This is a genomic window from Streptomyces liangshanensis, assembly GCF_011694815.1.
Lineage (GTDB): Bacteria > Actinomycetota > Actinomycetes > Streptomycetales > Streptomycetaceae > Streptomyces > Streptomyces liangshanensis.
The window spans coordinates 4,598,738-4,618,924 of the sequence record NZ_CP050177.1 but is presented as its reverse complement, the minus strand read 5'-3'; the positions used below and the strand labels follow the sequence as shown (position 1 = coordinate 4,618,924).

At 72.2% G+C, this 20,187-nt stretch carries 15 protein-coding genes; 7 read left to right on the top strand and 8 right to left on the bottom strand.

The genetic code is table 11. The annotated features are described in order from the left end of the window. Positions 1-232: 232 nt before the first annotated feature. On the top strand, positions 233-1,828 hold the full coding sequence (locus tag HA039_RS20030; protein ID WP_167031829.1) for a sodium:solute symporter family protein: 1,596 nt from the start codon (positions 233-235) through the stop codon (positions 1,826-1,828). An 82-nt stretch (positions 1,829-1,910) separates the two neighbouring features. Here HA039_RS20030 and HA039_RS20025 read toward each other — a convergent pair whose 3' ends face one another. The 4 genes from HA039_RS20025 to HA039_RS20010 all read right to left on the bottom strand — a co-directional run bounded on the left by HA039_RS20025 (position 1,911) and on the right by HA039_RS20010 (position 10,821). After that, positions 1,911-3,029, bottom strand: coding sequence for an ADP-ribosylglycohydrolase family protein (locus HA039_RS20025; protein WP_167031826.1), 1,119 nt, complete (start codon positions 3,027-3,029; stop codon positions 1,911-1,913). A gap of 129 nt (positions 3,030-3,158) precedes the next feature. Next, positions 3,159-5,759 (bottom strand): tetratricopeptide repeat protein, encoded by a 2,601-nt coding sequence (locus tag HA039_RS20020; RefSeq protein ID WP_167031823.1) that lies wholly within the window; start codon positions 5,757-5,759, stop codon positions 3,159-3,161. A gap of 122 nt (positions 5,760-5,881) precedes the next feature. Next, on the bottom strand, positions 5,882-8,026 hold the full coding sequence (locus HA039_RS20015) for a LamG domain-containing protein (RefSeq protein ID WP_243869599.1): 2,145 nt from the start codon (positions 8,024-8,026) through the stop codon (positions 5,882-5,884). Between the two features lie 83 nt (positions 8,027-8,109). Next, positions 8,110-10,821: a bifunctional FO biosynthesis protein CofGH gene (locus tag HA039_RS20010; protein WP_279592856.1), complete on the bottom strand. Its 2,712-nt coding sequence runs from the start codon at positions 10,819-10,821 to the stop codon at positions 8,110-8,112. Positions 10,822-11,229: 408 nt separating this feature from the next. Here HA039_RS20010 and HA039_RS20005 point away from each other — a divergent pair, with 408 nt between their 5' ends. The 3 genes from HA039_RS20005 (at position 11,230) to HA039_RS19995 (ending at position 15,062) form a co-directional block, all read left to right on the top strand. Beyond that, positions 11,230-12,777 (top strand): CehA/McbA family metallohydrolase, encoded by a 1,548-nt coding sequence (locus HA039_RS20005; protein WP_167031820.1) that lies wholly within the window; start codon positions 11,230-11,232, stop codon positions 12,775-12,777. A 231-nt stretch (positions 12,778-13,008) separates the two neighbouring features. Continuing rightward, complete coding sequence (locus tag HA039_RS20000; protein ID WP_167031817.1) at positions 13,009-13,920, top strand: RICIN domain-containing protein; 912 nt, start codon at positions 13,009-13,011, stop codon at positions 13,918-13,920. Next, the gene (locus HA039_RS19995) at positions 13,917-15,062 is read left to right on the top strand and encodes a sialidase family protein (RefSeq protein WP_167031814.1); all 1,146 of its coding nucleotides are present in this window, start codon (positions 13,917-13,919) and stop codon (positions 15,060-15,062) included. Before HA039_RS20000 ends, HA039_RS19995 begins: the two co-directional genes overlap by 4 nt. Positions 15,063-15,121: 59 nt before the next feature. On the opposite strand, the gene HA039_RS19990 is transcribed toward HA039_RS19995, so the two are convergent. The 4 genes from HA039_RS19990 to HA039_RS19980 are packed head-to-tail and all read right to left on the bottom strand — an operon-like array spanning position 15,122 to position 16,332. Continuing rightward, positions 15,122-15,310: a DUF397 domain-containing protein gene (locus tag HA039_RS19990; RefSeq protein WP_167031811.1), complete on the bottom strand. Its 189-nt coding sequence runs from the start codon at positions 15,308-15,310 to the stop codon at positions 15,122-15,124. Beyond that, the gene (locus tag HA039_RS19985; protein ID WP_167031808.1) at positions 15,307-15,513 is read right to left on the bottom strand and encodes a DUF397 domain-containing protein; all 207 of its coding nucleotides are present in this window, start codon (positions 15,511-15,513) and stop codon (positions 15,307-15,309) included. Before HA039_RS19985 ends, HA039_RS19990 begins: the two co-directional genes overlap by 4 nt. Next, positions 15,510-15,713 (bottom strand): Scr1 family TA system antitoxin-like transcriptional regulator, encoded by a 204-nt coding sequence (locus HA039_RS34425; RefSeq protein WP_279592855.1) that lies wholly within the window; start codon positions 15,711-15,713, stop codon positions 15,510-15,512. Before HA039_RS34425 ends, HA039_RS19985 begins: the two co-directional genes overlap by 4 nt. Beyond that, positions 15,619-16,332, bottom strand: coding sequence for a helix-turn-helix domain-containing protein (locus HA039_RS19980; protein WP_279592854.1), 714 nt, complete (start codon positions 16,330-16,332; stop codon positions 15,619-15,621). Before HA039_RS19980 ends, HA039_RS34425 begins: the two co-directional genes overlap by 95 nt. A gap of 121 nt (positions 16,333-16,453) precedes the next feature. Here HA039_RS19980 and HA039_RS19975 point away from each other — a divergent pair, with 121 nt between their 5' ends. The 3 genes from HA039_RS19975 (at position 16,454) to afsR (ending at position 20,187) form a co-directional block, all read left to right on the top strand. After that, positions 16,454-16,639 carry a hypothetical protein gene (locus HA039_RS19975; protein WP_167031805.1) on the top strand — a complete coding sequence of 62 codons (186 nt, stop codon included), beginning with the start codon at positions 16,454-16,456 and terminating at the stop codon, positions 16,637-16,639. A gap of 48 nt (positions 16,640-16,687) precedes the next feature. Further along, positions 16,688-16,864, top strand: a complete 177-nt coding sequence (locus HA039_RS19970) for a hypothetical protein (RefSeq protein ID WP_167031802.1) — start codon at positions 16,688-16,690, stop codon at positions 16,862-16,864. Positions 16,865-17,184: 320 nt separating this feature from the next. Beyond that, on the top strand, positions 17,185-20,187 hold the full coding sequence (gene afsR / locus HA039_RS19965) for an SARP-family global regulator AfsR (RefSeq protein ID WP_167031799.1): 3,003 nt from the start codon (positions 17,185-17,187) through the stop codon (positions 20,185-20,187).

The window sequence follows — 20,187 nt, the reverse complement described above, 5'->3', positions numbered from 1 at the left end:
TCATCGTGTGGTCGTCGTCACGTTCACGACAACGGCCTGTAGGGTCAAGAACGAGTAAAATCGTTCGGCTTTCTGATCCCCGTTCACATTTATGACCCCGGGAGGCCTTGACCCGCCGCCGCGCCAAGCGGTTCAATCCCCGAAGTCCCCGCTCCCGCACGGGGCCACCGCTGATCCGGACGTACTGACGAAGAGCATCGACGTTCACAAGGCGGACCCCTGGAGGGGGCACATGAACAGCCTCGACTGGATCGTGCTCATCGCATACTTCGGTGTGATGGTCGCGATCGGCATCTGGTCGCACAAGCGCGTGGACAACGTCAGCGACTTCTTCACCGCCGGCGGCAAGATGCCGTGGTGGCTGTCCGGCATCTCGCACCACATGTCCGGCTACAGCGCGGTGATGTTCACCGGCTACGCGGGCATCGCGTACGTCTACGGCGTCACGTCCTTCGTGACCTGGTCGCTGCCCATCGCGATCGGCATCGGGATCGGCTCGAAGCTCTTCGCGCCGCGCCTCAACCGGCTGCGCTCACGGCTGCACGTCGCGTCGCCGCTCGAATACCTCAAGAACCGCTACGACATACGGACACAGCAGGCACTCGCCTGGTCGGGTCTGCTGCTGAAGATCGTGGACGTGGGCGCCAAGTGGGCCGCCATCGCCACCCTGCTCTCCGTCTTCACCGGGCTCTCCCTGAACCAGGGCATCCTCATCACCGGTGTCATCACGGGCATTTACTGCACGGTCGGCGGACTGTGGGCCGACGCGCTCACCGAACTGGGCCAGTTCATCATCCAGTTCTTCGCCGGGATCGCGATGCTCATCGCCGTCATGGGCAAGCTGGGCGGCTTCAGCGCGCTGTGGACCGTGTGGGACAAGCTCCCCGAGGGACACGCGGACCCGGTGGCCGGGCCGTACACCGTGACGTTCCTGATGGCGTTCCTCTTCATCAAGACCTTCGAGTACAACGGCGGCATGTGGAACCAGGCGCAGCGCTACATGGCGACCGCCAACGCCCGTGAGGCCACCCGCTCGGCGCGGCTGTCGGCGATCCTGTGGCTGGTCTGGCCGCTGGTCCTGTTCTTCCCGATGTGGTGCGCCCCGCTGCTCGTCAAGGCGCAGAAGCCGGACGCCTCGGACTCGTACGCCCTGATGGTCGAGCAGTTGCTGCCGCACGGGCTGCTGGGCCTGGTCATCGTCGGGTTCTTCTCGCACACCATGGCGATGTGCTCCTCCGACGCGAACGCCATCTCGGCCGTCTTCACCCGCGACATCGCGCCCGTCCTGTCGAAGGCCGCGCGCAGTTGGTCGGAGCGGGCCGGACTGGCGGCGGCCCGGCTGTCGACGATCTCGTTCCTGGCGCTGTCCATGGCGATCGCGACGCAGGTCAACTCGCCGACGTTCAAGGACATCATCACCGTGGTCATCAAGTGGGTGGCCGGTCTGATGGGTCCGATCGCGATCCCGTTCATGCTGGGCATGCTCAAGACGTTCCGCCGGTCGGGTCCGACGGCGGCGCTCGTCAGCTGGGCGTGCGGCCTGCTGGCCTTCTGGCTGGTCAACTACCCGATCAACTGGAACGTCGACGGCGGGGTGCCGCTCCAGTACCAGGTATCGGTCCCGCTGGCCGTCTCGCTGGTGCTGTACATCGTGATCGGCTTCCTCAAGCCCGAGGACACCCCGGAGCGCGACGTGCTGCTGGCGCGGATCAACGGGCAGGGCGACGGCGACGGTTCGGGCCTGACGGCGGCGTCGCTGAACCTGCCGGGGCAGGCGGGGCCGCGGGACGCGAAGGTGGCGGGCGGGAAGTCGTCCTCGGACGGCTGAGGGTTTCCGTGTACGGGAGCGCCGGGCGGGCGCGGTTCGGTCCGAGGCCGCCCGGCGCTCCGTTGTGCCCGCTACGTGACGCTCAGCCCCGCGGGTAGCGCGCCAGCCAGCCGGACACCGCGGCCGTCGGGCTGTGCAGGGCGGGGCCCTGGGTCATCTCCATCGCGAAGTCGTCGGCGAGTTCGAGGAGGGTCGGCCGGCCCTCCAGCTCCGCCAGCCAGGCCGGCGGCAGCGCCGTCTCCCCGTGCAGCGTCCCGAGCAGCGCCCCGCACAGCGTGCCGGTCGCGCCGGAGGGGCCGTCGTGGTTGACGGCGAGGCGCAGCCCGTGGCGGATGTCCTCCCCCACGAGGGCGCAGTACACGGCGACGGCCAACGCGTCCTCGGCGGCGCGCCCTTCGCCGAGCGCGGCGATCCGTTCCGGCCCGGGGACGCCCTGTCGTACGGCACCCAGCGCCGCCTGGAGGGCCTGGGACACCGGTTCGTGCCCCGGGCGGGGGCCGAGCAGGAGCAGGGCCCGCGCGACCGACGCCTCCAGCGCCTCGCCCCGGGCCAGGCCGTGCACGATCACCGCGAAGGCACCGGCGGAGAGGTACGCGGTGGGGTGGCCGTGCGTCTGCGCGGCGCACTCCACGGCGAGCTGGCACACCAACTGCGGCTCCCACCCGACGAGCAGGCCGAACGGCGCGGACCGTACGAGCGCGCCCGCGTCCCTCGCGGTGGGGTTCTTGGGCCGGTCGAGCGTGCCCATGATCGTGTCGCCGAAGCCGGTCAGGCACGAGATGGTCGGGTCGCGGCGTACGTACAGCCACTCCTCCTGCGCGAGCCAGCCGTTGTCCTTGCGGCGGAGGTCGGGCCCCCAGTCGCGCTGCGTGGCCGCCCAGCGCAGGTGCGCGCGGTGCACGTCGGTCGGCGGGTGCCAGGCGCCGGTGTCCCTGCGGACCTGGGCGCGGATCAGGCCGTCGACGGTGAAGAGGGTCAGCTGGGTGGCGGCGGTGACGGCGCCCCTGCGCCCGTACGCGGGGACGTAGTCGACGACCGCGTCGGAGCCGTGCACGCCCCGGATCTCGTCGAGCGTGAGGCCGGCGACGCCCGCCCCGAGCGCGTCCCCGACGGCGCCGCCGAGCAGACAGCCCCGTACCCGGCTGCGGAAGTCCTGCTGCTCAGCGCGCCCCCACACGGCGGCACCGGACGGTGTGGTCACGCGCCCCTCTCCCTTCGCCGCGCCTCTCGGCGACTCGGTGCGCAGCACTGTAATCGAACGGGGACGGGGGGTGGCGGCGCGGGCGGACGCGGCGCGATCGCGCGCGGGACCCAGGTCGTGTCTTGTCCGTCATGCCGGGTTCCGCGGCCCTTCCGGGTCTCGCCGCTGACCGGCCGATTCCGCTCGTACCTGTTCGCCGTACTCGATCCGTACCTGTTCCCGGTACGCGAGGGCCCATGTGTAGTCGGGTCCCAGGGCGATCGCGCGGTCCAGGTCCGCGAGGGCCTCGGTGGGGCGGTTCAGGTGGTGGCGTACGGCTCCGCGGCTCGCGAGGGCCGAGAGGTGGTCGGGGTTGAGGGCCAGGCAGCGGGTCAGTTCGCGGTCCGCGTCCTCGTAGCGGCCCGAGAGGCGGTGGATCTCGCCCCGCTCCGACGCGATCCAGTCGCTGTCCGGCGCGATCTCCGCCGCCCGGTCCAGGTCGGCGAGGGCCAGGTCCGGCGCCCCCGTCGCGACATGCAGCCGCCCTCTGCGCACCAGGGCCCACAGGTAGCCGCCGTCCAGCGCCACCGCGCGGTCGAGGTCGGCGAGGGCCTCGGCCGTCCGGCCCAGCCGGTGCAGGGCGCCGCCGCGGCTGGCGATCGCGTACGCGTTCCCCGGCGCGGCCGCGATGGCCCGGTCCAGCAGGGCCACCGCCTCCTCGTACCGGCCTGCCCCGCGCAGCGCCTCCCCCCAGGCCCGGAGGACCCACGCGGTGTCCGGGGCCAGTTCGTCGGCGCGGTGGAAGTCGGCGAGGGCCGCCCCGGTGTCTCCGCGCCTGCGGTGGGTGATGCCCCGGTCGAGGTACGCCTCGTACCGGTCGGGGACGAGGGCGACGGACCGGTCGAAGTCGGCGAGCGCCTGCTCGTACCGGCCGTCGGCGCTGAGCACGCGGCCGCGTACCCGGTGCGCGACCGCGCGCCCCGCCGGGTCCAGGGCGGTTGCGTCGAGGAGGAGGCCGAGGGCGTTCCGTACGCCCGTCCCGTCGTCGCCCAGCGCCGCGCCGAGCCGCCGCCCCCACTCCCGTACCGCCGCGTCGTCCGTGTCCTCCCCCGCCTCCGCCAGGGCCAGCGCGCAGCGCCGGGCGGCGCCCACGCCCTCGCGGCAGGCCTCGGCCACGTCGCGCAGGGCGGTGGGGAGGGCGGTCGCCGGGGTCGCGCAGAGGGAGTGGTACGTCTCCTCCAGGCGCAGCGCGCGCCAACGGGCGCTCTCCCAGGGCTCGTCGGCGCGGGGACCGGTCCGCTCCCGCGCGCCCGTCCCGTCCCGCGCCCCCGCCTCCGCGCCGGTCGCCGCCACGGCCGTGCCCATCTCCGCCTCGGCCGTGCCCGTCTCCGCCTCCGCCTCCTCCCGCCAGGCGGTGAAGTGGCGGGCGAGCGCGGTGTGCCGGGCGGTCCAGCCGCGCGGCGAACGGGTCCTGCGCAGGCGGAGCATGGGGGCGCGGACGACGTCGTGGTAGCGGAGCCCGGCGTCCCGCGCCGCGGGCGTCCCGGTGACGAAGGGCAGGGCGCGCAGCCAGTCGTACAGTCCCGCCGCGCCCGCGATCCCGGCGTCCTCCTCCCCCTCGACCACCGCCAGGAACACGTCCTCGTCGAGGGCGCGCGGCAGGGCGCAGTCCAGGGCGACACGCCGTCGCAGGGGGTCCCGCTCCCACTTGAGGAAGCGTTCGACGGCGGTCGCGCTGGGGTCGCCGACGTCGTCCGGGTCGGCGGGCCGGTTCTGGGCGAGGGTCGAGACGAGGACGGGCAGGCCGCCGGAGAGCCGCAGCACCTCCGCGACGACCGTCTCCTCCGTGACGGACCGCGCCGCGAGGAGCCGCCGGCTCTCGTCCTCGGTGAACGGATCGAGGCGTACGTCGGTCATGAAGTCCGCGAAGCCCTCCCACAGTGCGGTGTCGAACGGCTCCCGCCCGGCGAGCGTCACGACGACCTGGAGGGGGAGCCGCCCGTACCGCTCGGTGGTCATCAGGTCGTGCAACCAGCCACCAAGGAACGGGGAGGTGCGTTCGTACGTGTCGAAGAAGAGGGTCACCCAGGGGACTTGGCGCAGGGCATCCGTCAACTCGTCGACGAGGACGGGGGTCAGGACGACGTCGGGGGCCAGGACCAGCCGCAGGTCGTCCGGGTTGCGGAAGCGCGCGCTGAGCGCGGCCCGCAGGCGGTCGGTGCCCTCGGCAAGACGGGTGGTGTCGACGGCGCCGGCGAAGGCCCCGACGACCGGGATCATGCCGAGCCCGATCGCCCCGGCGGCGGCGAGGGCGGTACTGCCGGCGGAAGGCCCGCCGCCCTGCTGCCCGGCCCCGGCGGCCTCCCCCGCCTCTCCCGTCTCGGCCGGGCCGAGCGTGACGGCCGCCGACGCAGACTCTGCCTCGTGGCGGCGCTGCCGGTACGTCTCCAGGAGCCGGTCCAGCCGCTTCAACGGGAACCCCTGGCGCGCGCATTCGGCGCTGATGGCGGCAAGCGCCTCGGGCACGCTGTTCACGGTGTCGTCCACGTACGCGGTGAGCGCCCCGCACTCGCGCGCGGTCTTCTCCCACTCGCGGACGAGCGAGGTCTTGCCGACGCCCGCGATGCCGTGGACGTGGAAGAGGAAGCGATGGGCCTCGTCGTCGGGGGCGAGGCCCAAGTTGTCCCGGAAGGCGCCCAGTTCGGCCCGCCGCCCGACGAACCGCTGCCGCCGCCGGATCAACTCGGCCATGGACACGGGCCCGCCCCGCCCACCCCCCTGCTCCCGCCCCGCCATACGCCTCGGCCCCTCCTCGTCGTCCGGCTCACGCCAGTGTGGCAGCCGGGCGGGGAGGGGCCGAGGGGTGAAAGGGATCAGCAGAGGCAGGGTTCCGTGCCGTGGCCGAGGGCGCTGATGTCGGAGGACCGGAGGGCCCCGGCGTAGGCGTGCACCTCGTCCACGACGCCGTGCAGGTACTCACCCCAGCCGTCGGCCGTTCTGGCCCGCCCGACCTGGAGCCCGCCGCCGCTGGTCCACAGGCTCCGGACGGTGGCCGTGGCGTCCGGGCCGGCGAAGCCGTCCACGTAGAGGGTGATCCGGTCGGTCGCGTCGTCGTAGACCACCGCGAGGCGCTGCACGTCCTCCGCCGACCGGGTCTCGCTCACGATCGTCTCCTCGGCGCCCGGTTCGTCGGACGCGGACACCACCAACTGCCACTGGTAGGAGGAGGGCACGTAGCGCAGCTTGAACGCGTCGCCGTACTGTCCGCCCTGGGACAGGACGGTCATGGGGTGTTCCCCTTCGTCCTCGGGGAGTCGGACCACCACACCGATGGAGAAGCTGTCGCCGGTGTCGACCACCGGCCCGTCCGTGGAGGCGTGGCCGCCGGTCCCGTCCAGCTCCAGGTCGCCGTCACCGACGAGCGCGTAACGCACCACCGGGCAGTCCGGATCGATGTCCGGGATGCAGGCCGGGTCGGGTCCCCGGTGGAGGGTCGCGCCGGACGCGAGGCGCAGCGGCGCGCCGTCGTACAGCTCGGGGCTGGCACCGTCCCGCTCGCTCTCCAGCGACCAGTGGCCGCGCCGTTCGGGTACGCGCCTGGCCAGTTCGGTCACCTCATCGGGTACGACGAGCCGGTCGTACGTCCGCACATCCGCGACCTCGCCCTGCCAGCGGTCCCGGTACCCGTCCGTCCCGCGCGCCCGTCCGATCTGGAGGGCGCCGGTGCTCGGCGCGGCGGTGGCCGCCTGCTCCGTACCGGCCTCCTCACCGTTGACGTACAGCCGCGCCGTGCCGGTCTCGGTGTTGAACTGGCCCAGCACGTAGGCCCATTCGCCCGCCTCGGGCGAGCCGCCGGACACGCGGGCGCCGCCGAAGGCGAACGTCCACTCGGGACCCGCGTCGCCGGTGCGCGAGGCGAGGCTGAACGCCGGGGTACGCGCGGTGTCGGCGTCGGCGTCCTGGCTGACGACGGTCATGTCCCGGTCCGTCCGGCCGGGGCGTACCCAGGCGCCGACCGCGAAGGTCTTCGCCGTGTCGACGACGGAGGCGCCGGGGGTCAGGAAGCCGTGGCCGGTGCCGTCCAGCCGGGCGGTGGAGGTGAGGCCGGTGCCGGGTGGGGCCGCCGCCCCGAAGGTGACGCCGCTGCCGGCCCGGGCCGCCGGGCCCGTCTCGGCGGCGGCGGTTCGCGCGCCCGGGGCGTCGGCCAGCTTCCACTGCCCGGTCGGGACACGGCCGGCCTGGACGTAGAACCGGTAGTACACGGTCGGACTGCTGCGTCCCGCGCGGTCGATCGCGCGGACTTCGAGCGACTCGGGCGCCTGCCTCAGCGGGACGAACCGAATGGTGGCCGGGCCGCCGGGCGTGGCCGCCTCGACGGTGCGCCCGGGACCTCCGAGGAAGCGGTACTGGTAGGCCACGACGTCGTCGGACGGCGAGTCGAACGTGAACGAGCCGTAGTTCCCGACCCCGTCCGACCAGAAGACGTTCTCCGGGTACTCGGGCGAGGAGACGACGGGGCGGTCCGGGCTCACGTCGTCACGGATGAACTCGCAGACGGCGCCTGTCCCGTCGGAACTCCAGGGCGACACGGCCTTGCCGTCGTCGGCCCTGACCCGCCAGGAGACGACGGTGTTCGCCGCGATGTCGGAGGGCAGGCGCCACTGGGCGGTCTGGCCCGACCCGAGCTGGGTGGTGAGGTGGGTCAGGCGCTGTTCGACGCCGTCGGCGTTCTGCCACCATGCCTCGAACTCGCCTTTGACACCGGAGAATTCACCCGGCCGATTGTCCTCCTCCGGGTCGTACAGGACCGCGCGCAGAACCGGCGCCTCGCCCACGTACGTCCGGGTCTCCCCCGCCGCGCAGGGCTTGGTGTCGGTCTGGAGATCGGCCACCACCGGCTGCCGCGGCGGCAGGTTCTCCGGAGGCGCCGCCGCCACCGCCCCGTTCTGCCCCGCCACCACCGCCGCGACGGCGAGTGCCACCGTCGCGAAGCGTCTTCGTGCCGCATGCCTGGTCACGTGCTGTTCCTCCCCTTCGGCCGCCGGGTTTCGACGGGCCGAAGGGGACGTTAACAACGATCACTGACACAACCCACGTGATTTCACGCCTCGTTGGGCACCAGTCCGCCGGCCGCCACCTCGTTGGACAGCAGGGGCAGAAGCTGCGGGAGGTGGCCGTCCGAGGCCTTGGCCGTGGCCACGCGTTCCGCGGGGACCTCGCCGTACAGGGTGGTCCTCGGGCGGGACGGGCGGCCCGCCGCCTCGGCGATGGCGGTCAGGTCCTTGACCGAGCGGTACGAACCGTAACTGGAGCCCGCCATACGGGAGATGGTCTCCTCCATCAGCGTGCCGCCCAGGTCGTTCGCGCCCGAGCGGAGCATCTCCGCCGCGCCCTCCGTGCCCAGCTTCACCCAGCTGGTCTGGATGTTGGTGATGTGGGGGTGCAGGAGGAGGCGGGCCATCGCCATCACCGCGCGGTTGTCGCGGTCCGTCGGGCCGGGGCGGGCGATGCCGGCCAGGTAGACGGGGGCGTTGGTGTGGATGAAGGGCAGCGTCACGAACTCCGTGAAGCCGCCCGTCTCCTGCTGGATCCGCGACAGCGTGCGGAAGTGGCCCAGCCAGTGGCGCGGCTGGTCGACATGGCCGTACATCATCGTGGAGCTGGAGCGGATGCCCAGCTCGTGCGCCGTCTTCACGACCTCGATCCACGTGGCCGTCGGCAGCTTGCCCTTGGTGAGGATCCAGCGCACCTCGTCGTCCAGGATCTCCGCCGCCGTGCCCGGGATCGAGTCGAGTCCGGCTTCCTTGGCGGCCGTCAGCCACTCGCGGATCGAAAGGCCCGTGCGCGAGGCGCCGTTGACGACCTCCATCGGCGAGAAGGCGTGGACGTGCATGCCCGGGACGCGCTTCTTCACCGCGCGGGCGATGTCGAAGTACGCGGTGCCCGGCAGGTCCGGGTGGATGCCGCCCTGCATGCAGACCTCCACCGCGCCCACCTCCCAGGCCTGTTCGGCGCGGTCGGCGACCTGGTCGAGGGAGAGGGTGTACGCGTCGGCGTCCGTACGGCGCTGGGCGAAGGCGCAGAAACGGCAGCCGGTGTAGCAGACGTTGGTGAAGTTGATGTTCCGCGTGACGATGTACGTGACGTCGTCGCCGACCACGTCGCGGCGCAGCGTGTCGGCGATCCGGGTCAGCGCGTCCAGCGCGGGACCGTCCGCGTGCAGCAGCGCCAGGGCCTCGTCGTCGGTGAGCTTCGTCGGGTCGGCGGCGGCCTGCGAGAGCGCCTGCTTGACGTCCGCGTCGATGCGGGAGGGCACCATGCCGGGCGCGGCGGCCTCGCGCAGCTCGTCCCAGTCGCCGTACACGTGGTCGAAGTCGTCACGGCGGTCGGACGTACGGCCCTCCGTGTCGATCGTGTGGTGCAGGTCGGTGCGGCCGGAGGAGGTGAAGCCCTCGTCCGGTTCCTGCCAGGGGATCCCGGCCGGCGTGACGTCCTCGCGCGCGAGGCCCGTCTCCGGGTCGGACAGCGCCCGGACGTGCGGCATCAGGCGGGGGTCCAGCCATGGTTCGCCGCGCTGGAGGAACTCCGGGTAGATGGTGAGCCGTTCCCGCAGCGCGAATCCGGCGGCGGCGGTCCGCTCGGCCAACTCGTCCACCATCGGCCACGGCCGCTCGGGGTTGACGTGGTCGGGGGTCAGCGGCGAGACGCCGCCCCAGTCGTCGATGCCCGCGCCGATCATGAGCGCGTACTCGCGGTCGACCAGGTTCGGCGGCGCCTGCACGCGCGCCGACGGGCCCATGATGTGCCGGGTCACGGCGATCGCCGCGGCCAGCTCGTACAGGTCGGCGTCCGGCATCCCGCGCATGGCCGTGTCCGGCTTGGCGCGGAAGTTCTGGATGATGAACTCCTGGAGCCCGTGATAGGCGCGGGCCGTCTTGCGCAGCGCGAACAGCGCCTCGGCGCGCTCCTCGTACGTCTCGCCGATGCCGATCAGGATGCCGCTGGTGAACGGGACGTTCGAGCGCCCCGCGTCCTCCAGCACCCGCAGCCGGACGGCCGGCTCCTTGTCGGGCGAGCCGTGGTGCGGGCCGCCGGGCTCGCTCCACAGGCGGGTCGCGGTCGTCTCCAGCATCATGCCCATCGAGGGGGCGACCGGCTTGAGCCGCTGGAGGTCCGTCCACGTCATGACCCCGGGGTTGAGGTGCGGCAGCAGGCCGGTCTCCTCCAGGACGCGGATGGCCATGGCCCGTACGTAGGCGAGGGTGTCGTCGTACCCCTCGGCCTCCAGCCACTCCCGCGCCTCGGGCCACCGGTCCTCGGGCCGGTCACCGAGCGTGAACAGCGCTTCCTTGCAGCCCATCTCGGCGCCGCGCCGGGCGATGGCCAGGACCTCGTCGGGCGAGAGGAACATGCCGTGCCCGGCGCGGCGGAGCTTGCCGGGCACGGTCACGAACGTGCAGTAGTGGCACTTGTCGCGGCACAGGCGGGTCAGGGGGATGAAGACCTTGCGGGAGTACGTGATGATCCCGGGCCGCCCGACCGCTTCCAGCCCCGCGTCCCGGACGCGCGCGGCCGACGCGCAGAGGTCGGTGAGGTCGTCGCCGCGCGCCTGGAGGAGGACGGCCGCCTCGCCGACGTCGAGCGCGACGCCGTCCCGGGCCCGTTTCAGCGCCCGCCGCATGGAGTTGGCGGTGGGGGCGGCGGAGAGGGGTGCGGGCGCGGTCGGTGCGTCGGCCTCGGCGCGGGCGGAGGTGTCGGCCTGCGGTGAGCTGGGTCGTCCGGCCCTGGGCTGATCAGGCACGTGCGTCGTCATCCTTCGAGGATACGTTCGCGCTCGTGAAAGGCCTGGGGCCGCCGTCCGTACCACCTGGTCGGGATCCGGAGGGGGGATCCGGAGGGGGGATCCGGAGGGGGGATCCGGAGGCGTATCCGGAGGGGGTGGTACGGCGGACCCGCCACCCTCCCCGACCGCGACAACCGGGGCCGTTCCGGTCACCGCATCGACCAGATCGACGCCGGGGTCGCCGACCGGGCGAGGCGGGCGAATCCCCGTACCGTCCTCCTGCACATCGGCACGAACGACCTCCCCGCCCCTCCGCCGCCTCCCCGTCATCCACCAACCCCCCTCCCGTGCATCCCGGTTCACGACCGGGGCCGATACTCCACGTACACGATCCGCGACCGCTCGTGTCCGCCGCGACCACCCGGGGGAATCGCCGCCATGCGACCGCACGACAGGAACACCACCGCCCGCACGCCCGACCGGCGGACCCTCCTGATGACGGGCGCGGCGGCCGCGCTTACGTTGGGTACCGTGAGTTTCGCGAGCCCAGCCTCCGCCGACGACCCCCGCCCGCAGTCCGAGACCGACGGCACGGAGTCGAGCAGAACCGTCCGCGGCACCCTCCCGCCCGGCTCCCCCGACTTCGTCTACCTGCCCGTCGAGGTCCCGCGCGGCGTCCGCGAGCTCCACGTCTCGTACACGTACGACCGCCCCTCCGTCCCCGCCGGCACCCAGGGCAACGCCCTCGACATCGGCGTCTTCGACGAGCGCGGTACGGAACTCGGCGGCCGGGGCTTCCGCGGCTGGTCGGGCGGCGCCCGCACCGAGTTCTTCGTGCGCGCCGACGCGGCCACCCCCGGTTACCTCCCCGGGCCGGTACGGGCCGGCACCTGGCACGTCGCGCTGGCCCCGTACACCGTCTCGCCCCAGGGCCTGGCGTACGAGGTGACCGTCACCCTCCGCTTCGGCGCGCCCGGCACCACCCCCGCCCCCGTCTACCCGCCGCTCCGGGCGAAGGGGCGCGGCCGGGCCTGGTACCGGGGCGACTGCCACCTCCACTCGGTGCACTCCGACGGGCGCCGCACCCCCGCCGAGATCGCCGCCCTCGCCCGTGCCGCCGGCCTGGACTTCATCAACACCAGCGAGCACAACACCCCTGCCGGCCACCGCGCTTGGGACGGTCTGTGGGGCGACGACCTGCTGATCCTGACGGGCGAGGAGGTCACCACCCGTAACGGACACGTCCTGGCGATCGGCATGGACGCCGGTACGTTCGTCGACTGGCGCTACCGGGCCCGCGACAACCGCTTCGGCCACTACGCCCGCGAGATCCGCCGCGCGAACGGCCTGGTCGTCCCCGCCCACCCGCACGCCACGTGCATCGGCTGCCACTGGAAGTTCGGCCTCGGCGACGCGGACGCGGTCGAGGTGTGGAACGGCGCGTGGACCCCGGACGACGAGATCTCCCTCGCGGACTGGGACAACTCCCTCGTGGCGTCGGCCCGTTCGGGTACGTCGTGGACGCCGGCGATGGGCGACAGCGACTCCCACCGCGACCCCGACCCCATCGGCACCCCGCAGACGGTGGTCCTCGCCGAGGACCTCACCCGCGACGCGATCCTGGCGGGCCTGCGCGCGGGCCACAGCTACGTCGCCGAATCCGCCCGCGTCTCGCTGACGTTCGGCGTCTCGGGCGGCCGGGGCGCGCACGCGGGGATCGGCGAGCGGCTGCGGGTGGCGGAGGACGTGCCGGTGACGGTACGGCTGGAGGTCACCGGCGCCCCGGGCTGCACGGCCCACTTCGTCACCGACGGCGGCACGCTCCACACCGCGCCACTCCCGGCCTCGGGGGACGGCACGGTGGAGTGGCGCACGACCCCCTCGTACGCGACGTACGTCCGCGCGGAGGTCCGCCACCCCTCCACGACCCCAGGCCTCCCGGGCCCGATGGCGGCCTTCACGAACCCGGTGTTCCTGGGGCGGTAGAGGCAACGTCGTCCGGGGGCCGATGCGGGGACGCCGACCGGTCACCAGGCGGCCCAGACCTGTCCGGTGGATCTTCCCGGGCCCCGGAGAGATTCACCACCGCGTCGTCCCTGCGTGACGGCCTGTTCCCTCGAACGTGTTTGGCTGCCTGGCACTCGACCCTGCGCGCGAAACCTGCGGGCGGTCCAACGGCGCAAGGAGAAAGGGCACTCGATGCCGTATGTCATGCCCATGAAAAGACTGAAACGCGTCCTCGCGGCCGCCGCCATGACGGTGTGCGTGCTCGCCTGGACGCTGGTGTCCTCGGCACCGGCGAGCGCGGAGGACGACTGGAGAAACCTCAGCAACGTCAACTCGGGCCGGTGCCTCGCCGTGCCCAACTCCAGCACGACGGGCGGCGCCGGCCTGGTCCAGTGGACCTGCAACGACAACGCGGATCAGGACTGGACGCTCGTCAAGGTTGCAGGAGGCAACGGGGACCGGTACCAGGTACGCAACCGCTTCAGCCTGATGTGCCTCGCCATGCCCAACGCAAGCGTGGCGAACGGCACGCAGGCCGTTCAGTGGCCGTGCGGCACCGGAGACGAACAGATCTGGATCCACGACAGCTGGAACCGGCTGCGGAACCTGCACAGTGACAGATGCCTGGCTGTCCCCAACTCCAGTACCGCCAACGGCACCGAGGTCGTCCAGTGGACCTGCTCGGACACCTTCGACCAGCGCTGGACCTGGTACGACCACGAGGCCGTCTCCGCCCGCCTCTACAACATGGCCACCGGCCTGTGCCTGGCCGACCCGAACTCCGACACGGCCGACGGCGCCGTGATGATCCAGTGGGCGTGCAGCAACAGCGCCAGCAACTACTGGACGCTCCAGGCGGTGAGTGGCGGGTACCAGGTGATCAACAAAGCGAGCGGCAAGTGCCTCACGCCCCTGAACAGCAGTACGGCCCTGGGCGCCAAGGCCGCGCAGGCGTCGTGCGGTTCCGGCGACGACCAGGTCTGGATCCACGACAGCTGGGACCGACTACGGAACGTACGGAGCGACTACTGCCTCGCCATTCCCAGCAGCAGCCCGACCGCCGGTACGGAGGCCGTTCAATGGACCTGCACGGACAATCCCAACGAGCAGTGGTTGTGGTGACGTTCCGACGGGCTTGGCCCGTTCTGCTGAGCGTGGTGGTGCTGGCCGTACTGTCCGGCCTGCTCCAGCCACGCCCCGCCGCCGCCTCCGCCGAGGTCGTCCCGGGCGAGTCGCTCGTCTACACGAACCGTGTGAGCAAGGGTGACGGCACCCGTACCCCCGACATCATCAGCACCAGCGCGGACAACGCGGTCGTGGTCTGGCGGGAGGGTCTCAGGCCGGGCAGCGTGGACATGGGCTACATGCGGTACTCGTACACGACCGACGGTGGAGACACCTGGAGCCGCCCGAGGACGCTGGCCCAGGAGACCGACCAGTACGCCTGGCACTACGTCATCCTCTACCAGGCCGGCAGCACGCTGTACGCCTACCTCGGGCGCACCCCGATCGCGGACGCGACCGAGCCGGACGGGATCAACAACAACGGCATCCCGATCAACGGCACCTTCCTCAAGCGCAGCACCGACCAGGGCCACACCTGGCAGGACGCCCCCCTCACCGTGCCGGCCAAGGACAACCTCATCCTCTCGGGGCGCCCGCTCCAGCGGGACAACGGGGAGTACGTCATGCCCTACTGGTCGTCGGGGCGGGAGAACGGGGTGCTGATCTCCTCGGACCTCCAGACCTGGCGGACCGGCGGACATATCAGCGGCAACGAACTCACGGCGGGAGAGAACCAGATCGGCTTCTCGCAGACACCGCAGGACGCCGCTCACCCCAAGAACTCGCTGGTCATGGTGGCCCGCGCGAAGTCGGCGGGCGCCGCGACGTCCACGAGCACCGACGGTGGCGCCTCCTGGACCCCCTTCACCACGGACACCGCCCTGCCGAGCTACAACATCGCCAGGAGCTACTTCGCCAACGACAGCGGAGGCCAGTACCTCTACATCTACAACGCCGGTTCCGACTCGAGCAACCGTGACGTCCTCGACTACAAGACCAAACGCCCCGGTGCGGCCTGGAGCGCCGCCAAACCCTTCGCCGACGGCCCCGTGAGCGACAACACGGATCAGCCCGACGGCAAGGGCTGGGACAACTACCCCATGGCCGACGAGTACGCCCCGGGCAAGTTCTGGGTCGTCTGGGAGTTCGACACCACCCGCATCAAGGCGAAGCCGCTCGACATCTCCAACACGCCCTGACCCCTGGCTCACAGAGGCCCTCCTCCCCGCTGGTACGACGGCGGGGAGTGGGGCGTCGATCAGGCCGCCGTGCTGCTCGCGAACACGACGAAGGCTGTCCAGGCGGCGGGCGCAAGCATGAGGGCGGGACCCTCGGGGACCTTGGAGTCCCGGACGGGGACGACGCCGGGGAGGTTGGTGGCGATCTCCAGGCAGTTGCCGCCGTTGTCGCTGCTGTAACTGGACTTGCGCCACAGCAGGGGTGTCATCGCTGCGCGCCTGCGGCGAACGCGACGAAACCCGTCCACGCGCGGGGGCTCAGCATCAGCACCGGGCCCTCCGGGGACTTCGAGTCGCGGACGGGCACGACGCCGGGAAGACCGGACGCGACCTCCAGGCAATCGCCTGCGTTGTTTCCGCTGTAGCTGGACTTGCGCCACACCAGGCCCGGCAGGCAGCTTGAGCTGATCATGATCTCAGATCCTTCAAGGCGTCGGCGATCAAGTCCATTGATCGGTCGGGAGAGAGGGCAACGGCCGTGAGCAGATCATAGGTGCGCGCAGCCGTCTTGATTTTCTCAGGCTCGGCGAAGATCTGCCCCTGTAGAAAGCCGTCGACATAGACGACATCCGGACCTTCGTCCAGCGTCAGGGCGGAGAATGAACCGTCCATCCCCGCATGGCCCCCCCGCATCGAACGGCACGATCTGAAGGACGATGTGTGGCGTTTCCGCCGCTTCAAGAAGACGCTCAAGTTGACCACGCATCGTGTCAACGCCGCCCATGCGACGGCAAAGCACGTTCTGGTCCAGCACCAACCAGAGCTCCGGTGGCTCCGGCCGTTCTAGAACGTGCTGTCGCGCAAGCCGGGCCGTGACGAGTTCGTCGACGCGCTCCCGGTTGGGGCGGCCTCCGGCAAGTACCGCGCGGGCGTAGCCGCTTGTCTGCAACAGGCCAGGAACCAACTGCGCCTGAAAGGACCGGATCTCCGTCGCCGCCTCTTCAAGCTCCACGAACGGCCGGAACCAGGCCGGATACGCGTGCTTGATCACAACCGGCCAGAGCCTCGTGAAGAATTCGTCCGCCGCGAGCAACCTGTCCGCGACTTCCGACAGCGGCTTTGTCGGGAGCCTTCTCGCGGCCTCCACCTTGTTCAGCAACGAAGGCGCCATCAGCGCCTCCTTCGCCAAGGCGCGTTGCGACATCCCGGCCGCCTCGCGCCTGCGGCGTAACTCGGTGGCGTAGAACGCCAGGACGGATTCCGTCGGGTTCAGCTCTTCCGCGTACGACACGTGGGCGACCTCCCTGTGAAAACACCCCTTGTCAATGCCACCCCCCTGTTGAGCGTACGCGCGAATGACCACGCTTGAGGCACAGACGGTGAGCATTCGATGACGGAAGGGCACGACCCGTATGTACGAGCAGGACCCCCCGCCCGGGCCGGGCGATGAACTCGACGCGCTGGTGGCGCTCGTGGAGGCCGGTGGCTTCCATCGGCTCGTACCCGCCTGGGTGCCAAGGGAGTTCGCCCCGCCCACCCGGGAACTGACGCTGCGCGTGGCGCACGGACTGAGGCGGCAGGCCCATGAGCAGCAGTGACGCGCGACGGCTGCTGTCGCAGCTGACCGAGGCGTTCGGGACGGACGCATGCTGGTCGTCCGGAAGTCCGAGCCGGGCGCCGGGGACGGCGCGGACCTCGTCCCCGGTTCCGGACTGCGCTGGCCCGCGTGCCGGTGCGGGCAGCCGGTGTGCCCCGACTACCGGCCGGATCCGGACGGTTCGGGCAGTTCGGGCGGTACGGCCGCCCCGTACCGGCCGCAGTGAACCCCGCCTCCTGTGGCGTGTGCGCCGCGCTGATCGAGCAGCGCGGCGCCGCGTGGGCCGCGGGTGACGCGGCGACGGCCCGGGACTGCGACGAGGAGTTGTCGAACCATCCGTCCCGTGCGCATCGGTATCGTCCCGGGGCGGACACGATCCTGTTGAAGCCTTGTGCAGACCGCCACTCCCTGCTGACGCGCCCGCCTCCGACAAGGCAGACTGTCGAGGGCGATATCGGAAGTAGCGATACCGGTGGGGCGATACCGCGAAAGCCTCACCGGCGGCGGTGATACGGCAGCGGCAGGAGCGAGCGGGGGCAGGGAGCCATGGACCGTGACGGCGGGCCGCGTGGAGCGGATCGGCAGGCCCCGGTGACGCCCGACGGGACGCACGAGACGGACGGGACCCACGGGGTCGGCGGTGCCGGCGGGCCGGGTGGCGGCGGGGCCCTTCGGTTCAGCGTGCTCGGGCCCGTGCGGGCCTGGCTCGGCGCGGACGCCCTGTCCTCCGGGTCGCCGCAGCAACGCGCCCTGCTCGCCGCCCTCCTGCTCCGCGAGGGGCGCACCGCCACCGCCGGTGAGCTGATCGACGCCCTGTGGGGCGACGACCCTCCGTCGCGCGCGCTGGCCGCCGTACGGACGTACGCCTCGCGCCTCCGCAAGGTGCTCCCGCCCGGTGTCCTGGTCAGCGAGTCGGGCGGGTACGCCCTGCGGGCCAGGCCCGACGCGCTCGACCTCGGAGTGGCGCAGGAGTTGGCGGTCGACGCGGAGAAGTCGCGGGCCGCCGGGGACCGTTCGCAGGCGCGGGCGCTCATCAACAAGTCGCTCGGGCTGTGGGACGGCGAGGCCCTCGCCTCCGTACCCGGGCCGTACGCGGAGACGCAGCGCGCCCGGCTGGAGGAGTGGCGGCTCCAGCTCACCGAGACCCGGCTCGACCTGGACCTGGAACTGGGGGCGCACGCCGAGGCGGTGTCCGAGCTGACGGCCCTGACCGCGGCGCATCCCCTGCGGGAGCGGTTGCGCGAGCTGCTGATGCTGGCGCTGTACCGCAGCGGGCGGCAGGCCGAGGCGCTCGCCGTGTACGCCGACACCCGGCGGCTGCTCGCCGACGAACTGGGCGTCGACCCCCGGCCCGAACTGGCCAGGCTCCAGGCCCGGATCCTCCAGGCGGACGAGGAGCTGGCCCGCCCCGTGGAGGAGCCGGCCGCCGCCCCGACCGTCCTGCGGCCCGCCCAACTGCCCGCGACCGTGCCGGACTTCACCGGTCGCGCCTCGTTCGTACGGGAGTTGGGCGACCGGCTCGCCGCTGCCGAGGGGTCCGTGATGGCGGTGTCCGCGCTGGCCGGGATCGGCGGGGTCGGCAAGACGACGCTGGCCGTGCACCTGGCGCACGCGGCCCGACCGCACTTCCCCGACGGGCAGTTGTACGTGGACCTCATGGGCGCCGGGGCGCGGGCGGCGGAGCCGGAGACGGTGCTCGGCGCGTTCCTGCGGGCGTTGGGGACGCCCGACACGGCCATCCCGGACACGCTGGAGGAGCGGTCCGCGCTCTACCGCTCGACGCTGGACGGGCGCCGCATCCTCGTCCTGCTGGACAACGCGCGGGACGCCGCGCAGATCCGGCCCCTGCTGCCGGGGACGACGGGGTGCGCGGCGCTGGTCACCAGCCGGGTCCGGATGGTCGACCTGGCGGGCGCGCACCTGGTGGACCTGGACGTGATGTCGCCCGAGGAGGCGCTCCAGCTCTTCACCCGGATCGTGGGCGTGGAGCGGGTGACATCGGAGCGCAAGGCGGCGCTGGACGTGGTCGGGGCGTGCGGGTTCCTGCCGCTGGCGATACGGATCGCGGCGTCGCGGCTGGCGGCGCGGCGGACGTGGACGGTGTCCGTGCTGGCCGCGAAGCTCGCGGACGAGCGGCGGCGGCTGGACGAACTCCAGGCGGGGGACCTGGCGGTGAAGGCGACGTTCGAGCTGGGGTACGGGCAGTTGGAGCCGGCCCAGGCGCGGGCGTTCCGGCTGCTGGGGCTGGTGGACGGCCCGGACATCTCGCTGGCCGCGGCCGCCGCCGTACTGGACCTGCCGCCGCACGAGGCGGAGGACGTGCTGGAGTCGCTGGTCGACACGTCGCTGGTGGAGTCGGCGGCGCCGGGGCGGTACCGGTATCACGACCTCGTGCGGCTCTACGCGCGTTCGTGCGCCGAACGCGACGAGCACCCGCCGGCGGGGCGGGAGGCCGCGTTGTCGCGGCTGCTGGACTTCTATCTGGCGACGGCGGCAAAGGTGTACGCGATCGAGCGCCCCGGGGACCGGTTGGTGGACCACCTGGAGCCGACCGCGTACGAGGGCCTGTCCTTCGACGACCGGCACGACGCGCTGGACTGGTTGTACACGGAGGCCAACTGTCTTCTCGCCTGCGCCCAACAGGCCTCGCGCGGGGCCCAGCTGCGCAAGTCCGTCGATCTGTTGTGGGCGGCGAAGGATCTGGCGGAGTCGGGGGCCAACTCGAAGCAGTACGAGTCGGCGGCCCTGTCGGCGCGGGAGGCGGCGCACGCGATCGGGGACAGGCGGGCGGAGGGGCGGGCGAGGACGACGCTCACCAACGTCCACCTCGTCGCGGGCCGGTACGTCGAGGCCGACGAGGAAGCGCGGCACATCGTGCCTCTGGCGCAAGCGGCCGAGGACTCCGTGCCCATCTTCTGGGCCGACAACGACCGCGGCATCATCGCCCTGATGCAGGGGCGGTACGCGGAGGCGGAGAGTCACCTGCTCCGCGCCATCGAGAGCTCTCGCGCGGACCGTAACCGCCCGGGCGAGGCCAGCGCTCTCTGCAACCTCTCCCGTCTCCAGATCTCGCAGGGCCACGCGGACCGGGCGATCACCCTCGCGCAGCAGGGCATCGACATCTACGACCAGATGGGGCTCACCCTGCGCCTCGCGAACGCCCGTTACGCGCTGGGCGCGGCTCTCACCCAGGCCGGGCGGCACGCGGAGGCCCTCGAACAGCTCGACGAGGCACTGACCACCTTCCGGAAGAACCGGCAACGGCTCTGGGAGGGGACGACCTACTTCCGTATGGCCGAAGCCCAGCTCGCCGCCGGGCGGCAGGCCCAGGCGGCGCGCAACGCGGAACAGGCGCTGGCGTTCGGATGCATCGGCGGCGACCACACGCGCGCCCGGGTCCTGACCGTCCTGGGCAGGGCGCTGAAGAGCATCGGCGAGAACGACCGTGCCCGCGTCTGCTGGCGCGAGGCTCTCGCGCTGTTCGCCGACAACACCGCTCCCGAGGCCGTCGAAGTGAGCAGGCTTCTCAGCCCGCTGTCCGCCGCATGA

Bases quoted from the DNA above. Each gene is read 5' to 3' on its own strand.
- HA039_RS19990 (WP_167031811.1), bottom strand. From the start codon at position 15,310: ATGACACCCCTGCTGTGGCGCAAGTCCAGTTACAGCAGCGACAACGGC.
- HA039_RS19970 (WP_167031802.1), top strand. From the start codon at position 16,688: ATGCTGGTCGTCCGGAAGTCCGAGCCGGGCGCCGGGGACGGCGCGGAC.
- HA039_RS20000 (WP_167031817.1), top strand. From the start codon at position 13,009: ATGAAAAGACTGAAACGCGTCCTCGCGGCCGCCGCCATGACGGTGTGC.
- HA039_RS20020 (WP_167031823.1), bottom strand. From the start codon at position 5,759: ATGGCCGAGTTGATCCGGCGGCGGCAGCGGTTCGTCGGGCGGCGGGCC.
- HA039_RS19985 (WP_167031808.1), bottom strand. From the start codon at position 15,513: ATGATCAGCTCAAGCTGCCTGCCGGGCCTGGTGTGGCGCAAGTCCAGC.
- HA039_RS20010 (WP_279592856.1), bottom strand. From the start codon at position 10,821: ATGACGACGCACGTGCCTGATCAGCCCAGGGCCGGACGACCCAGCTCA.
- HA039_RS34425 (WP_279592855.1), bottom strand. From the start codon at position 15,713: ATGGACGGTTCATTCTCCGCCCTGACGCTGGACGAAGGTCCGGATGTC.
- HA039_RS19975 (WP_167031805.1), top strand. From the start codon at position 16,454: ATGTACGAGCAGGACCCCCCGCCCGGGCCGGGCGATGAACTCGACGCG.
- HA039_RS20030 (WP_167031829.1), top strand. From the start codon at position 233: ATGAACAGCCTCGACTGGATCGTGCTCATCGCATACTTCGGTGTGATG.
- HA039_RS20005 (WP_167031820.1), top strand. From the start codon at position 11,230: ATGCGACCGCACGACAGGAACACCACCGCCCGCACGCCCGACCGGCGG.
- afsR (WP_167031799.1), top strand. From the start codon at position 17,185: ATGGACCGTGACGGCGGGCCGCGTGGAGCGGATCGGCAGGCCCCGGTG.